The 17,007-nt window shown below is 50.2% G+C and carries 12 protein-coding genes; 6 read left to right on the top strand and 6 right to left on the bottom strand.

Annotation, left to right across the window (positions count from 1 at the left end; genetic code table 11):
- The first annotated feature begins 113 nt into the window (after window positions 1-113).
- The 5 genes from KOO62_04345 to KOO62_04365 all read left to right on the top strand — a co-directional run bounded on the left by KOO62_04345 (window position 114) and on the right by KOO62_04365 (window position 8,955).
- Window positions 114-902, top strand: a complete 789-nt coding sequence (locus KOO62_04345; GenBank protein MBU8933218.1) for a response regulator — start codon at window positions 114-116, stop codon at window positions 900-902.
- Window positions 903-1,038: 136 nt separating this feature from the next.
- A complete protein-coding gene (locus KOO62_04350; protein ID MBU8933219.1) occupies window positions 1,039-1,434 on the top strand; it encodes a RidA family protein in 396 nt (131 codons plus the stop codon).
- Between the two features lie 196 nt (window positions 1,435-1,630).
- Window positions 1,631-2,767 (top strand): VWA domain-containing protein, encoded by a 1,137-nt coding sequence (locus tag KOO62_04355; protein ID MBU8933220.1) that lies wholly within the window; start codon window positions 1,631-1,633, stop codon window positions 2,765-2,767.
- Window positions 2,768-3,121: 354 nt separating this feature from the next.
- Window positions 3,122-6,814 (top strand): S8 family peptidase, encoded by a 3,693-nt coding sequence (locus tag KOO62_04360; protein ID MBU8933221.1) that lies wholly within the window; start codon window positions 3,122-3,124, stop codon window positions 6,812-6,814.
- A gap of 92 nt (window positions 6,815-6,906) precedes the next feature.
- The gene (locus KOO62_04365) at window positions 6,907-8,955 is read left to right on the top strand and encodes a T9SS type A sorting domain-containing protein (GenBank protein ID MBU8933222.1); all 2,049 of its coding nucleotides are present in this window, start codon (window positions 6,907-6,909) and stop codon (window positions 8,953-8,955) included.
- A gap of 21 nt (window positions 8,956-8,976) precedes the next feature.
- On the opposite strand, the gene KOO62_04370 is transcribed toward KOO62_04365, so the two are convergent.
- From KOO62_04370 to KOO62_04395, 6 genes are all read right to left on the bottom strand, one after another.
- Entirely contained in the window at window positions 8,977-10,017 is a 1,041-nt protein-coding gene (locus KOO62_04370; GenBank protein ID MBU8933223.1) for a hypothetical protein, read from the bottom strand.
- A 337-nt stretch (window positions 10,018-10,354) separates the two neighbouring features.
- A complete protein-coding gene (folE, locus tag KOO62_04375) occupies window positions 10,355-10,921 on the bottom strand; it encodes a GTP cyclohydrolase I FolE (protein MBU8933224.1) in 567 nt (188 codons plus the stop codon).
- Between the two features lie 3 nt (window positions 10,922-10,924).
- The gene (gene ftsH / locus KOO62_04380; GenBank protein MBU8933225.1) at window positions 10,925-12,880 is read right to left on the bottom strand and encodes an ATP-dependent zinc metalloprotease FtsH; all 1,956 of its coding nucleotides are present in this window, start codon (window positions 12,878-12,880) and stop codon (window positions 10,925-10,927) included.
- A gap of 90 nt (window positions 12,881-12,970) precedes the next feature.
- Window positions 12,971-13,522, bottom strand: coding sequence for a hypoxanthine phosphoribosyltransferase (gene hpt / locus KOO62_04385; protein MBU8933226.1), 552 nt, complete (start codon window positions 13,520-13,522; stop codon window positions 12,971-12,973).
- On the bottom strand, window positions 13,479-14,876 hold the full coding sequence (gene tilS, locus KOO62_04390) for a tRNA lysidine(34) synthetase TilS (protein MBU8933227.1): 1,398 nt from the start codon (window positions 14,874-14,876) through the stop codon (window positions 13,479-13,481). Before tilS ends, hpt begins: the two co-directional genes overlap by 44 nt.
- 73 nt (window positions 14,877-14,949) lie before the next feature.
- Window positions 14,950-15,966, bottom strand: a complete 1,017-nt coding sequence (locus tag KOO62_04395) for a potassium channel protein (protein ID MBU8933228.1) — start codon at window positions 15,964-15,966, stop codon at window positions 14,950-14,952.
- A 137-nt stretch (window positions 15,967-16,103) separates the two neighbouring features.
- Here KOO62_04395 and KOO62_04400 point away from each other — a divergent pair, with 137 nt between their 5' ends.
- On the top strand, window positions 16,104-16,517 hold the full coding sequence (locus tag KOO62_04400) for a VanZ family protein (protein MBU8933229.1): 414 nt from the start codon (window positions 16,104-16,106) through the stop codon (window positions 16,515-16,517).
- The last annotated feature ends 490 nt before the right edge of the window (window positions 16,518-17,007 follow it).

Here is a 17,007-nt window from a genome sequence, read left to right on the forward strand (position 1 = left end):
ATCGGGTTTTTCTACTGCTCAATCTACGGAAGTCAAGTGTTGACAATCCTGTCCGATAATGTAGTTGATTACAGTTCTCAAATGTTGCACAGCAAACACCATGGAGATTCGACTTGAAAGTACTGATGATTGGGCATAGTTCGCCAGCTTGGGATTCGCTGGCTGGCAACGTCAGCGATGCGGGCTACGACGTGATTTCAGCCTACTCTGATAGGCAGAGTTTCAAAATGCTCGAACAAAACATTGAGGCGGGAATTGTGCTGTTGGATGTGAGTTCTGTCACTGATAATGGAATCAAATTCCTCAGGGATGTCAAAATAGACAGACGACTCCAATCTGTGGCGGTCATGATGGTTGGGCAGAAATTTGATGAAGCAACGGTTCGCGAGTATCATAAACTTGGCGTCCATGACATCATGATGCTGCCTATCGCTATGCCTACGCTGGTAGCCAAACTCTCAAAGGCAGAGTTAGATGTCAGACGAACCATCCTCGTTGTGGATGATGAGCCGATGATCGTCGAATTACTAACTAATTTCATGGAGATGGAAAGATACGAGGTTCTCGCTGCATATTCCGGCGAACAGGCTCTCGAACAGTTACACTCAACCGCCGTTCACGCGGTCGTTTCGGATATTATGATGCCCGGAATGAGCGGACTGGAACTTCTGGTAGAAGTCAAGCTCAACTACCCCGGAATACCGTTCATACTGATTACAGGACATTCGGGCCAATATACTCCTCAGTCGGCTATTGAGGCCGGTGCCGATGGTTTCTTCAGTAAACCCTTTCACAACATAGATTTGTCTTATACTCTAAGAAGAGTGCTGCAGCATATTCCGGCGACCATCAACTCTCATACTGTCTCCAGGCAAAAGAAAGAAGTCACAACCGACCAGTGACAAACGAGCTTGGTATCGTTCATGCACTTTGACAGTGCACGGCACCTAATGCATGGGAGCCGCTAGAAACTCAACGTATTTATTCTACTATCCCGACTATTTGGTCCCTATATTTCAATATAAATACGGAGACCATATGAAGAAAATCATTAAAACTAACCATGCCCCCGACGCGTTGGGGCCATATTCGCAGGGCGTCAAGGCCGACTGTGGGACCGTTGTCTACACTTCGGGCCAGATCGGGATCGACCCCCAGACAAAACAATTGGCAGGAACAACCGCCGCCGAACAATGTCGCCAGGTGATGGAGAATCTGAAAGTTATCCTCGTTGCAGGTGGAGCAGACTTGTCTCATGTCGTTAAGACGACGATCTTTCTGGTCGACATCGCTGATTTTGCTGCTGTTAATGAGGTCTATGGTGAGTATTTCGATGACAACCCGCCAGCCCGCGCCACTATCCAGGCGGCGGCGCTACCAATGGGTGCATTGGTCGAGATTGATGCGATAGCGGTTGTGTGTGATTCGCATTGAGTAGACATATGCTGCCCGCATCTCATTTTTTATTGACAACCGATCGGTTAATCCTGTTCTTGCGGCCTGAAGTTGATGGTGGAGAACAGGCGTAGTTGCGTTTGGCTCGTACTTGTCGATAGGATAAGTACGACCCTTGGTGATGCGCCGAGGGTGGATAATGAGACGTACTAACATACACAGGAGCATGCAGAAGATGCATAAAATGCTGCTAATTCTGTCAGTGGTGGCGTTGGCCATACTGATGATTGCGGTCGGATGTGACGACAAGGATCAGTCCTATCTGACCAAGTACTATGATTCCCCGAACCAACAGGATGAGGGGCCTCCTGATATTGAGTGTAACAACATCGTTCCTTCAGCGAGCTTCAGCACTGAACCTGGCAATTCCAGCCATGTGCGGATCAATGTTTCCGGACTCTACAATCCGGTGACGGAACAGCCAATTGTTCCTCAGGCTGGTGTGAATTTCTTTGTCGAAGAGGATGGCGTTATCAAAGCCATTCAGATAAAGCGTGTTGATACGAGCAATACTCTCATGGCTGATGTTGTGTTTACAGTGGACTATTCGGAGAGTATGTCCGGGGAGGCAGATGCGGTTGCGGCTGGCATAATTGACTTTGCGCAGCAGCTTGAGGCTACTGGTCTGGATGTGCAATTCGGCTGTGTAGGTTACTATGGCAATATAAGAGGGGCTATCAATCTGGGCACTGCCGCCCAACTCGAATCATATCTCAACGAGCGCAATGGTGTTCCGCGATCCGGGACGAGTCGGGTTCGTGATTTTGCCGGCCTGGATAGTACCGCGCTACATGACGAAGCCGCAACCTTCGCTTCTGATCATAACACAAGTGCTGAGAATGGCATTGTAGGCGTTTTCTTTGCCGATTCCATGTTCAACTGGCGTTCAGGAGCTTCGAGGCAGTTCATCAATTTCACTGATGAATCTACCCAGCCCAGCGGCATTGCACATTGGGGAACGGAATACATGTGCCAGCAGCTCGCCGGACATGTGAACATTCATACAGTTTTCAGCGGTTTCAGTCTTAGTGACCCGTTTGTACCGGCGGATACGATCGCATCCTGGACAGACCTGTACGACGAACGTCCGTGGTGGATGTCGGAATGCACTGGTGGAACAATCGAGTTTATTGATCCAGGCGATGCCACGTTTGATCTGAGTAACCTGCCTGTAGTTGCGGCCATGTCTAACAGCTACCTGGTTACATTCACGACCAGTGATCCGGACGGTACCCATACCATCAGAATATATGTCTACGATGAAGGAGCCGATGGTGTCATCGAATTCATTGACATCCAATACGGACCCTGAGTGCTAAACTGACTAAATAAAAAGACCCGCTTGTTGCCAGGCGGGTCTTTTTTGTGTGATGAATAGCGAGATGTGGCTTCGGGGATACCGTCCTTCGACTCAGCCCACCTATGAAAGACAGTCTGCTGACAATGTCATTACGCTTCCGAGAAGACAAGTATCCCATGACAGTATGATATTGCCATGTGATCCAGCGACTTACGTAAAAGTCTTGACAACTCCTTGTACTATATTATCTTAGGCATAGTCAACGCTGAATGTTCTACTTGGTCCGAGCGTTGCTATTCCATGGTACTTGAGACTTTCAATTGAGATACTTCTGGATACCGGGGATTGCTGCTCAAGAGGCTGATAATGCACAAGATACTGTTTTTTGGGCTAATCATATTTTTTGTAACGGGCGCATACGCTTCTACAGGTGCGTCTGGTCCCGTTCCCAATAAATTCGTTGTACGACTGAAACCGCAGATCGATCCTGCTCATCTGAATCAGGCACTGGGCAGAAGTGATATTTTTCAGCAGATGTCTCGATTGCAGCTGCAGATTGATCTCGACGGCACAGAAGCGTGGGAGCGGACCTATGTGCTGCATTTTGATGGGCAGGCGTTGTCCGAGGTCGATGTAGTCTCGATACTGGGGAAGGATAACATCGAGTTTGTCGAACCTGATTACTATCTTGAGTTCTTCGATCTGCCCCATGATTCCTTATTCTCAAACCAGTGGTATTTGTACAATGTGGGACAGCCCTATCTGGCTGTAGAGCGCGTGGCCGGGCCATACAATGATGAATTGATCACAAGGGTTGGGATCCCCGGCAAAGATATCCGGCTTATCGACATATACCAGGCTCCTCCGGCTCAGACAACCAGAGTCGTAGTAGCTATAGTCGATAGCGGCATCGATCTGATGCATCCTGAACTTGAAGGCAGAATCTGGCGTAACAACGATGAAATTCCCTACAACGGTATCGATGACGACCACAACGGCATCGTGGATGATACTATCGGCTATGACGTTTCCGGCGATGTGATCAACATTCTTGATCCCACAGGTGATATTGACCCAACCGACATTCATGGTCATGGAACGCACTGTGCAGGTCTTGTTGCATCAAACGCCGATGGGGTGGGCATAGTAGGCGTGGCACCCTGGGTAGAGTTGATGCCGGTAAAGATACGTCCCAACGGTACCAGTGCGGTAGGGGCGGCAGGTATCCTCTACGCCGTCAATGCCGGTGCCAAGATTATCAACGTGAGTTGGGGAACACCATTTGAATCTGTCGTGCTCAAGGATGCTATCGATTTTGCCCGGCGTAATGGAGTTCTGGTCTGTATCGCTCCCGGCAACACCGGTGACAACACCAGGTTCTATCCGGCCGCGTTCGATTCCACATTCGTGGTCGGAGCCGGGAATTCCGATGGACTTATGACCGATTTCTCAACCTACGGTGCGCATATTGATCTCATTGCCCCGGGGCAGGATATCCTATCTCTCAGGGCGGCAGATACTGACATGTATGGACCTTACCCAGGGCTGGAGCCGGATGTACGAATCATTGCCGATCATTATTACCTTGCGGACGGTACTTCGATGGCGACTCCGATTGTTGCCGGAGCGGCCGCGTTGCTGCTGTCGGTACGACCTGATCTTTCCCTTGAAGAACTTCAGGATGCTCTTTTACACGGCGCTACTGATCTTCTGGACCCGCTCAGTACGGGGGAGTTTCTTCCCGGTCCGGATACCATTTGCGGTTATGGATACCTTAATATCGATGCTTCCCTCGCGTTGCTGGAAGATGGAAGTGTATTCATCGTGGAGCCAATCCATCGTAATCGGTATGAAAGTAACATTCCAATCAAGATAGCCTCTGTGGCTGGCTACTCCGGTGGTTGGAGCCTCGAATATGCATGGGGACTCAACCCGGAGGACTGGATATGGCTTGCCTCGGGTGCGTCTGTACCTTCTGATTCGCTCGCCTGCATTTTTGATGCCACAAACAGTTCCGGATTCCTGAGTTTCAGGTTGACTGACGACAATGGTTCAATATCGAGCGTTACTATTGTCTACGTTCGATCAAATCATCTTGAGATAACTTCTCCCATCAATGGGGAGGAGCTTTTCTATAGCATTCCTATCTATGGTTCTGTCTACGGACCGGATTTCGATTCGGTAATTTTCTCCTACCGTGACGGTTTAGGGAGTTTGGAGTGGTTGGGAACATCAACTGGAGAATTTTTTGATTCCTTGATGTTCGACTGGTCAGTGTCCGGGTCTGATACTGGCCATTTCGTGATTTATGTGGACGGGTTTTTTGGTGAACAAAGAGAGATTGACTCGGTTGCCATACACGTAAGTTCGGCGTTTGCTCTGGGCTGGCCGCAACACACCGGTGGGCGAGGAGGAATGACACCAGTCTGTGCCGATCTCAATCACGACGGCGTGAACGAGGTGATTGTCCCGACAACAGCCGGACTCGCCATGTACCGTGGTGACAATGGTCAGGTGATTGATGGTTTCCCCATTCTACCGAATAAGGACATGCGGTGCGTACCGGCCATTTATGATGTGGATGGTGACGGATGGGATGAAATCATTGCTACCAATACAGACGGTATTCACATCATTCACTGGGATGGCACACCGATAATCGATGATGTCTTGCTGGAGTGTTACACGGGACTGATTGCCTATGAATATGCCTACCCCAACCCTACTATCGGTCGCCTGCGTGTGGATGCGGAGCAGGGTGCCACGCCCGATTCAGCTATTCTTATTCTCAACAAGCTGGGTCAGGTTTTGGCCTATCGGTTTGATGGCGAGCCTTATTTCTTTGGGTTGGAAGGTCTTTTTGCCCAGTTCAGTGATCGCATCTCATTTTCCTATGGGATCGGCGGCGGGACTTCACCCTTTGTGGCTGCCACCAATCTGGATGATGACGAATGGTTTGAAGTAATCGCGTCCTACAGTTCTCCATATCCGTATACGGGTTTGGGTGTGTTCGGTGGCGCTGACGGTCAACCAGTCTATGGTGATGATAACCCTACTGTGTTGAGTATCCCCAGCGTGTATGGGACTGTACTGACTGATCTCGACGAGGATAATCTTCCTGAGATTGTAGTGGCTGGCTGGGAGTTCGGAATGTCCCGAATCTGGGCTCTGACGCGCGGTGTCGATAACCTGCCGGGCTGGCCGGTGGATCTACCGAGTGTAGTGGGCTGGATCGGCTCTTATCCCATAGCTGCGGATCTTGATCTGGATGGTTCTCCGGAGATACTCGTTACCTTCTTTGAATTTGATATTGCCTCGCTCTTTATCTTCCGCGCTGATGGTACACCATATGTCTCTCGCGATGGGCGACCGGTCGGTGAAGCCTTTTCCGCGCCGATGACTTTTGGTACGCCAGGAGTGGCGAACCTTCTTGGCGACACCTACCCTGAGATCATCTTCCGGTCCGGCTATATCCTGCCAGGTACCGGTCCGGAGCAACTCCATATTCTTGATCACAATGCTGTCCCGATTCCCGGTTGGCCCAGAGTTACACCGGCCCGTTCCAGCAATGTCGTTTCATCGCGTTACGCACCTCTGGTGGACGATATTGACGGAGATGGTTTGGTTGAACTGGCGCTACTGAGTGATGGCCATGAATTGCTGGTCTGGAATTTCGAGGCTTCTATCGATGACGGTAGCAATACTTTCCGATTCCTGGGCGACAATCTTAACAGCGGCCAGATGGGTTCAGTAAGGGTTTCCACTGACATAGATGATGGCGTAGCCGTTCTGCCAAGAAGAGTATCGCTTCGTCAGAACTACCCAAACCCATTCAACCCAAAGACCAGGATCGTCTTCTCTGTCCCCACTCGTCGGTATGTCAAACTGACTGTGTACAATATTCTTGGCCAGGAAGTACAAACACTTATGGACGGGGAAGTGAATGCCGGTTCCCATGAGGTCGATTTCATAGGTTCTGATTACGCCACTGGTGTGTACTTGTACCGATTGGAAGCGGGGAAGAACATAATTAACCGAAAAATGCTCCTGATAAAATGAAATGTATCCGTATCATATTTCTGTTATTGAGTTGCCTGATTACGGCCTCTCAGGGTTTTGCGCAGGCTGAGCTAGACGGCCCCCTTTATCGAATGCTCTGGAACAAGATGAAGGCTGTGCGAGTCATCGACGACCACTTTGCAGTGGGAATTTCTGACGATGCCGTAATCGTTGCGGAGTTGGTGGATTCCCTGCGAGCCTTTGAAGTAATCCGGGTTGCCCCGGTTGATTTCTTGCCGACCGATCTGAAAGAATTTGATACCTTGTTGATAGTGCGTGCCGAGGACAATCGTCTCAGTGCCTACCGGATTGCCAGTCTTCCCGACCTGGAGTGTCTCTGGACGGTGGATCCGGGTATCGTATTTGCCGACTTCACCTTTCATGAAAAATCACTCTACTTCTCTTCCTGGTACGATGGGCTGTGGCGGTTCACATTGGATGCAGACAACCGGGCCCAGTTTGTGGACTCCAGTATGGTTGGTATTCTGATGACCGACCTTGCGATAGACAACGATACATTGTATGCCCTTGACGAATACAATGGCATAGCTCGCTACGCTCTTGACGGGTACGATTTCGGACAGTTCCTCGACTACCTGTATGTATCTTTCGAAGCCTCAGGATTTGTGCGGCTGGATTCGATTTTCCTGATTACCCAGAAAACTGGTGGTGTTGTGACCGGTTCCTTTGGTCGACAGGGTCTGGGTATTATTGATACCTTGGCGGATGTCGGTAATCCCCGGCAGATATATCTAACCGCAGACGAATTGGTGTTTGTAGAGGACCGTTTTGTCCGAGTGCTTAATCGGTCAACTCTGGAAGTGACGAACATTACCGAGATCAAAATCGGTGGGTTCACCGGTGATATGTTCATCTGGAAGGGAAGGGAGCATTTGATTCTTCCCCGGGACGAGCGAGGACTAATCGCCTTTGACTTGCTCAATCCGTATCTTCCTCGGTCTATGCTGTATCGTTCGGGACCGGTGGAGGATATACTAGTAGTTGATGGACGGCTCATCACCGGCGGGGGAGCGAATCCTATAGATGTGTTTTCCTTTGATGTCGATCTGACGCCACAGTTGAATTATACTATGTACGAAGATCTGACCAATGTCCAGGCTCTGCAGAACAATGGTGATACTCTGATCGCCTATCTCGCTGACTCCAACAAGATTGTGTTCATTGTTCAGTCTCTTGATCCGGACTCGTTTTTCATTGAGCGTTCTTTCTATCTGGATGATACCCTGGCTGGTGAGTTGCTATGGCTCGATCACAAGCTCGATAGCGTTAATGTAATCATGACCGTTGGCAGGTCCCGCATCCAGACCTACACTATCTCAGATTCAACTATTATTACTGCTATGGAGCCGTGGCATTTCGAGGGTCGCATCACATCTATACTGGTTCACAGCAATATATTGTTTGTAGCCACCTCCAGGAATCAACTCTCAACCCACCTGATTACACCCGATTTTGAGCTGGAGCAATTATCGATAGAGAACCTCACCGGACCGGCCTACGAAATGATTTGGACGGACAACCGTCTGCTGGTTCCGGTTTATTATGACCTCGCCATCTATGATATGACTGATCCTCGCAAGCCCGAAGTTGATACCGTAATCAATCTTCCACTGACCGTCCTGGCTTCGGACAGAACCGAAGAGACTCTCTGTATGGTTGGTCCTGAGGGGATAGGTGTTATGGATATGACCGGCGATTACCCCGAGCTTATAGCTTTCGGTGGGGAAGGGGGCACTATGATTGATGTTGACGGTGACCTCCTGGTGGCATCTGATGGCGGTTCCATCAATATTTACAACATCGCCCATACAGATCAGCCGAATGAGCCGCCGATACTGCCAACCAGCTTTGTGACCGAACAGAACTACCCTAATCCGTTCAACACCGGAACTACTATCCAGTATTGTCTATTCACGCGGTCACACGTAGAGATTGACGTCTTCAATGTTCTGGGGCAGCGAGTGCGAACATTGGTGAATGCGGACCAATCTGCTAACTCATATGAAATCACTTGGGATGGTACCAACAACAGACATCAGTCTGTCGCCAGCGGTGTATATTTCTACCGCGTCCGGGCCGGGGATTTTGTGGCTACCCGCAAGATGCTGCTGTTGAAGTGATGAGGTCGTAGATTTTAAACGCTAATGCTGGTCGTCGATCTCCAGATCACGTAGATCAACTTCGTAATACTCGTCTGATCGCAGGACCGAGTCTGACGAATCTGAATGAACGGGACGCGCACTCGGGAAGCCATTTGCGGTGGTAGCATATCCACTCACCCAACCGTAACTACTGGGGAAAAAGACTGCTGTGAGTTGGTGATCCCATGACTGGGCTACGGCTGGTGGCGAGTTCATGGCGCGACCCTCCAGCCTAAACTCATATGTGCCGGCTTCCCGGTAGTACGTCCGTGTGACGTAGATTGGGAAGTAATTAGTTCCCGTATTGACATATCCACTCAGCCCAGCCTGTGTATAAAATGGATATTGCGACACGCCCCCCTGGCTCTCGTCGATCTGAATACGGGCGCTGTTGGTACCGGTTGTACCACTGAGCATGAGGTAGCACTTGCCGTAGAGAATGATGTAACCGTCGGCGGGTGTCGTGATTTCAATGTCTACCAGATCAGCCATCTCACCGGTTGACAGATCGACTTGACTGGAATTGGAGTATCCGGCGATGCCTGGCTCGTCGAGAATCTCAGATGAGTTCACCGATGACGGCGGTAAAATCACGGCCGAATCTCCCTGAAGACCTCCGTGAAGGATGATCCCCGGGTTGCCTTCAAAGTCAAAAAGATATAACGCCCCGCCGGAATCGACAACCGCCTGTAGAACAACCAGACCGGAGTCATCTGAAGCCCGTAATCCTTCAGCTACTATCGAGCGCGGGACCGATGTTAGCCGCGTTCTGGGCGTGATGGTCTGGCTCTCAATTGACAGCTCCAGATATAAAGGGTCATGGTCGGTAATCACAGAAGCCAATAGAGGCGTGATCGATCCCAGTAAATGCACGAACAGCCCGGACGTAGTCGCAACGGTGGCTGTCTCCTGCCACACAAGATCGCCTCCGGTGAAATCAGTATGTAGAGAGAACCCCACGCTGTGGGAGCCGTCGGTCACAGGTGTCCCGGTTGGCCACGTAAGCCGACCCTGATAGGAAATGAGTGTCTCGCCTGCCATTGCTGATGATGAACAGCACAGAACAATGAGCAAAAGAATGTTTATTAGATATGTGACGCGATGCAGAAACATGGTGTCCTTGTTTGCGATACCGGCTCAGATCCCACAGCAAGCTGATGGGCCACCCAGCCGGTATCTGGTTGGGTACTCTGGTAATATCGGTAATAACGGCTGGGAACACAACTGGTGATGCGGAGTTGACAAACCGAGTAGGCCGAAGTCCTATTCAATATCGATATACTCAATATCCGTTGTTGATGACTCTGGTTAAGATGGGATTTCTGTTTCCACAGCGACATCGTCGCGCAGGAATAACAACCAGGAGGTGCTTGACCCCTTACACACCTCTGCCCATAAGCGAGAGGGCTTCGTAGCGTGTGGCAGTTTTGCGCAACATACCACGCACCGCCGAGGTCACTATCCTACTGCCGGGTTTTTTGATTCCCCGCATGGTCAAACACAAGTGTTCAGCTTCAACAACGACGAGAACACCTTTAGGGTCGAGTGCCTTGAGCATGGCATCGGCGATCTCGGAGGTCATTCGTTCCTGTACCTGCAAACGATGCGAAAGAATGTCGATAACGTTGACCATATTGGAGAACCCTGCCACTTTGTCGTTCTGCGGAATATAGGCAATATGCACCTTGCCAAAAAACGGCAGCAGGTGATGCTCGCATAACGAATAGAACGAGATGTCTTTGAGGATGATCATCTCGTCCTTGTTGCTGGTAGTGTATTTGCGTAGTTCGGCGGCGGGGTCGGAAGCATAGCCGGAAAGCACTTCCTCAAAATACTCCGCTATCCGTTCGGGGGTACGTGTCAACCCTTCGCGATTGAGGTCTTCGCCGATCCCTTCCAGGATCAGTCGGGCTCCCTCTCTAATCTTTGCCTGATCGAAACCCACAGCTCATGCCTCCGGAGTCGGAGTCGGGGTTGGCGGCTCTACTGTCTCAAGATCTCCGGGTGAGCGACCGATGATCTTGTCGACCTCTTCACTGTCGATGGTTTCCTTCTCGAGCAACGCCTCAGCCAGTTTATGAAGGCTGTCGAGATTGGTCGAGAGAATCTCCCGCGCTCTCTCTTCGGCCAACTCAATCACGGCCCGCACTTCACTGTCGATTAACTCAGCCGTTGCGTCGGAGTAATCTTTTGGTCGGGACATCTCTCGACCGAGGAAAACGTGTTCTTCGGTTCTTCCCAGCGTAACCGGTCCAAGTTTGTCCGACATGCCCCAGTTGCAGACCATTTTCCTGGCCAGTTTGGTAGCGCGCTCCAGATCGTTACCCGCGCCGGTATCCAATTGATCAAAAACGATCACTTCGGCCACACGTCCGCCCATCAGAACGGTCAGGGTAGCTTCGAGATAATCCTTGGCATGCGTATGCTTCTCATCAATAGGAAGCGACTGGGTGATACCGAGAGCCATCCCGCGTGGGATAATCGACACCTTGTATATCGGATCAGCTTTGGGCTGGAACTTAGCTACGAGTGTATGCCCGGCTTCATGATAAGCAATGATCTTTTTTTCTTCCTCGGTAATGACCAGCGATTTCCTGGTCGCACCCATCATAACTTTGTCCTTGGCCTCTTCGAAATCGGACATGGTCACCGACTCGTGATCCCAGCGTGCCGCCAGCAAGGCGGCTTCATTGACGAGATTGGCAAGGTCAGCCCCCGACATGCCGGGTGTTCCCCGGGCGACCGCAGAGAGGTCCACGTCGTCAGCCTTCTTGATCTTAAGGGCATGTACTTCGAGTATTCCAAGGCGTCCTTTGATATCAGGATGGGGTACTACGATCTGACGGTCAAAACGTCCCGGACGCAACAGTGCTGGATCGAGCACATCGGGTCGGTTGGTAGCGGCCAGCAGGATAACACCTTCGTTGGATTCAAAGCCATCCATCTCGACCAGCAATTGATTCAGGGTCTGTTCGCGTTCATCATGCCCACCACCGAGTCCGGCACCGCGATGACGCCCAACCGCGTCGATTTCATCAATAAAGATAATGCACGGGGCGTTCTTTTTCCCCTGCTCAAACAGGTCCCGTACTCGACTGGCACCTACGCCGACAAACATCTCGACAAAATCCGAACCAGACATAGAGAAAAACGGTACGTCCGCTTCTCCTGCGACGGCTCGCGCCAGCAAAGTTTTTCCGATTCCTGGTGCGCCCAGCAAGAGTGCTCCTTTGGGGATTTTTCCGCCCAGCTTCTGGAACTTGCCGGGCTCCTTGAGAAATTCGATGATCTCTCCCAGCTCCTCCTTGGCTTCATCAGCCCCGGCTACATCGTCAAAGGTAACCTTGGGGCGTTCATCCGTTACCAACTTGGCCTTGCTCTTGCCAAAGGAAAACAATCCCTTGGGACCGCCTCCACCCTGCATCTGGCGAATGAAGAACAGCCAGATGAAAACCAGGATTATCCAGGGCGCAGCAGCCAGAATATAGCCCAAAAAGGCGCTATCAGCATCGGCGATGATCCTGACGTTCTGTGCCTCAAGTCGCTTCACCAGTTCATAATTGAAATCTGGGAATGGTATCCGGGTGCGGAACTTGGAAAAAGTCGCACCGCCGGTGCTTGATTCGAACGAACGAGCTTCCTTGAGAGTCCCTTCGATCTCCTGATCTCTGAAAGCGACTTCTTCCAAATTTGTCTGGTCGATCTGAACTACGAACTCCGAATAGGTAATCTGAGCCCGTTCCTGGTTGAGACCGTTGACGTAGGTCCAGCCAACGACTACAATAAGTGCCAGAGCCACCCAGAATAGAAGCGAGCGTCCCTGACCCTTGAGTCCACCAGGTTCGCGATCACCGCGATCCTGCCCTGGCGGGCGAGAGCTTTTCTTTTTATAAAACCTGGACACTAATACTCCACATCAGCTTGAATGTTGTTCCGCCAGTATTATACACTGTATCGGCCCATCTATTCAAAAACTATTTCCGGGCCATCCTAATTACTTCTCTACTACTCGTCCAATGAACGGGAGGTTGCGATATTTCTGAGCATTGTCAAGACCGAATCCTATAACGAACTCGTTTCCTATCGAGAATCCTTTGTATCTAATATCAAGCTTGAACCGATGGCTTCCGGGCTTGTCAATCAATGTAACCACTTCCACCGATTCTGGACCCTCATCACCAATCTTGCTGAGAAGCGATGAAACTGTACGACCAGAATCGACTACACCTTCTACGATCAGCACATGACGACCCTTAATAGGAGTTCTAATGCTGTTGTCGAAATATAATTCCTGGTCCTGTTCGGTTCCATTTCGATACGACGCCGCCGACAGGAAGTCCACTTCGAGCGGAAGATTGATTTCACGCATAAGATCGGAGAGGAAAACGAAACAGCCTTTGAGAACCCCCACTAACAGAGGTACCTTGCCGGCGTAGTCCCTGGTGATCTCTTCACCGAGTTCGACGATTCGTCTGGCGATAACCGCCTGATCCAGCAGCAACTCAAACGGTTGCAGGTTCGTTTTCTTTTCTCCTGGTGCGTTCAACTTTGATAACCTTTCTGCTACTCTTATCCAGCTTTACCCGGTCGGCGATTTCGTAACCAACCAGCCATATAATTCCACGTTGGTCGCACACAACCGGGATTTCATCTCGATAAACACGGTGCAGTTTCCGGTCGCCCAGATAAGCATTGACGGTCTTGCTACCCTTCATCCCGAGAGGACTAAAACGATCCCCTGCTCGCGAACGACGAACGATCAGTGGCGGTGTCACCTTGTCCGCATCCAGGGCAACATTTCCGGAACACCTGGCCCACTGCATATCGGTGGGTTTGTATGTCGTCTCGCGGTATGCAAAACTCAGTTGCAACCCGGGCAGACTGACTTTTCGGCCACGTTCAAGTTGTCGCTCATCAGTACCAGATTCCCGACCGTGCAAAACCATCCGATCTCCGACAAGAACGGCCTGAATTTTCTTGGGCAGCGAGATCGCTTTCTGCCGTCGAAGACAAGCAGTATCCAATCTTTCCACGGCCCCTTTATCAGGATAAGTTCCAGCCGTGGAAACGGCTACCAGGCAACGCCTTAACAAACGACGCCTTAACCACTTATCATAATCACAGAAAATATCAAGAGCAAGCTCTATTTTCCCCCCGGGAGAGAATGATATGCACTTCTTCACTGCACGCTCGACAAAGATACTCAGGAACTCCTCTTCCAATGCCAATGTTTCGGCCAGGTTCAGCAGAGAGGTCTCCACGCGAGGGCTGATCTGTTTTCGAATTGAGGGGAGCAACGAATGTCGGATGAAATTGCGCCGGATTGACATGTCTTCATTGGTTTCGTCGGTACAGTATTTGAGAGCGTTCTGATCGATGTATGACATTATCTGCAAGCGTGTTACATTCAGGAGCGGACGAACAATTCTGCCCCGACGAATAGGCATACCCATTAGACCGGTACGACCGCTTCCCCGCAGGATTCTAAATAGAATAGTCTCCGCCTGGTCATCGGCATGATGCCCCACGGCAATCTTGTCGTAGCCATCATCTTCGGCAATACGATCAAAGGCGCCATAACGAAAAATCCGCGCTGTCTCCTCGATTCCTTTTCTGTTTTCACGAGCCAGAGTTGGTATGTCTTCCGTTACGACAGTAAAGTCAATCTCCAGTTCGCTGCATAGAGACCGGCAGAACTCTTCCTCGGCTGCGGCAGGTTCGATCCTGATCTGGTGATTGACATAGACAGCCCCAAGCTGTATCCCGAGTGTAGGCTTTAACTGGTGCAGGACATGGAGCAACGCTACCGAGTCCGGACCTCCGGACAATGCTACGAGAACAGCATCCCCCTCAACGATCAGGTTGTCTTCGGCCAGAGTCTGTGTGACAATATCAATCATGGGCCAACAATATAACTGGAACCAGGGAAAGAACGAGTCAAAAAAACACCAACCGGAGTACCGTCACTTCTCATCAGCCGAAGTCCTTGCTGAGTTTCTCCAAACCATTTCTGGAGCCGACCAGGACCAGTACGTCACCATCTTCCAGAATTGTATTTGGCTCAGGGGCAATAGTGACACGAGCGTTGTGTTTTTTCATACCGATAATATTGACACCATAGTCCCTTTTGAGCCCGGATTCCACCAGTGTTTTGCCGTTGAGTCCCGAATCTTTCGGAATAACAACCTCTTCGATAGATAGCCCACCTTCACCGAGAGAAGTCATGTGCATAAAATCGACGACATTGGGACGCACCGAAGCCATAGCCATGCGCTGTCCACCGAGTACATGGGGGGAAACCACGTGATTGGCACCGGCCCGGACAAGCTTTTTCTCACCATCATCGAAATCAGCGCGGGCAATAATGTTCAGATCAGGATTCATGTGACGGGCCGTCAAAGTCAGATAAACGTTCTGGGCTTCATCCGGCAAAGTAGAAATCAAGGTTCTGGCGGAATCAATACCAGCCTCGCGCAGGATATCGTCGTCGGTCGCCGTGCCTTTAATATGAAGTATTCCTTCGTTTTGAAGATGCTCCAGAGCTTCATCGTCGATTTCGATGACGACAAATTTTTCCTTGCGACGTTTGAACTCAGCCGCTACCTGGCGACCCACTCGACCGTATCCGGCAAGAATGAAATGGCCGGAGATTCTACGCAATCCTTTCTGCATTCTTCTCCTTCCTAACATTGTTCGCAGCTGCGAGTGAAGAACCATCTGACCGATTACCGAGGCCAGAAAAGCTCCTGTACCCATACCAACCAGAATCAACACGATGACAAACGCCCGTCCCAGAGGATGCAAAGGCGTAACTTCTTTGAAACCTACAGTTGACAGGGTTATGACCGTCATATAGAGAGCGTCGAGCGCACCCATGTTCTCCAGCAACATAAAGCCCAGTGTACCAGCGGTTACCAGCACGACAAAAGCCACGAGTGCGGCCACCAGTTTCCGGGTCGGTCCCATTGATTCCTGTACATGACTAGACATAACCTATGAAAAGTTAGGTCACGGCAGAGGATTATTCCACAAAAAAGACCGCTGCACTGACACAAATTCATATCCTCGTTTCTCAGACCTGCTATTATGCTTGACCAGAGGTGGCTTATGTCTTACCGATATCCTACATGGCTACCGATCTCATTCCAAAGACCTTCCTGCGTAGATTTGTGTTGTATCACCTGCCGGCGTTGCTCTATGCTCTGGGTATAATAGCACTGTCATCCATTCCGAATTTAGCAACACCGCAGATTCGTATCATTGCCGTTGATAAGGTAGCACATTTTTTGGAATACGCCATTTTTGCGTTTTTGATTTTCAGATCAGTATCAAATCTGAGTAGGCGTCCACGCCTGCGGTGGATTGTGCTCTTGTCTGCACTTTTCCTGTGTATTTTTGCACTCCTGGATGAAATCTATCAGCAATATATCCCCGGACGGCATATGGATGTGCTGGATTTTGTTACAGATGTAGGTGGAGCTTTGATCGTTCTGACCATAATGGGAAGACGGTATCAGCAGGCTCAAAAGCGCTCTGAATAGCGCCTTCTTCGCCTTTTGTAATAGACCAAACGCGGGATTTGCCTTGACTTCTAAGCCTATGTCTTTATATTAATAACGGTCTGTAAAACTCGCCTTTCCAGGCGGAAAATGGAAGATTCAGAATACCCCTTTTTGTTCCAACATTTGGGTTGAGTATAGATTAATGATCCGTAAGAAATGTGCTGTCGGGTTTAATTTCCGGGCAACACAATTGCTGAAGTTGGTTTAGAAATATCAAAGGACAGTTACCGTACGCTGGATGGACGAATCTCCGAGCCAGCTTCCATACCCGTAGCATAGTGTTAAGGGGCTGAAGTTGGCATATTGGGTTTTGTCTGGCATGGAGCTAAGGGCAAGACAAGCTTCTGCGGTATGGGAAATGAAACCGGTGGAAAGACAATTCCGCAGGTTGGAATTTTTTAGAGGGCAAGTTTTTTGCATTGGCTCTGAAGATGTGATGTAGCCAAGATTATGGTAAACAATATGAATA

It is taken from the genome of Candidatus Zixiibacteriota bacterium, from assembly GCA_019038695.1.
Lineage (GTDB): Bacteria > Zixibacteria > MSB-5A5 > GN15 > FEB-12 > B120-G9.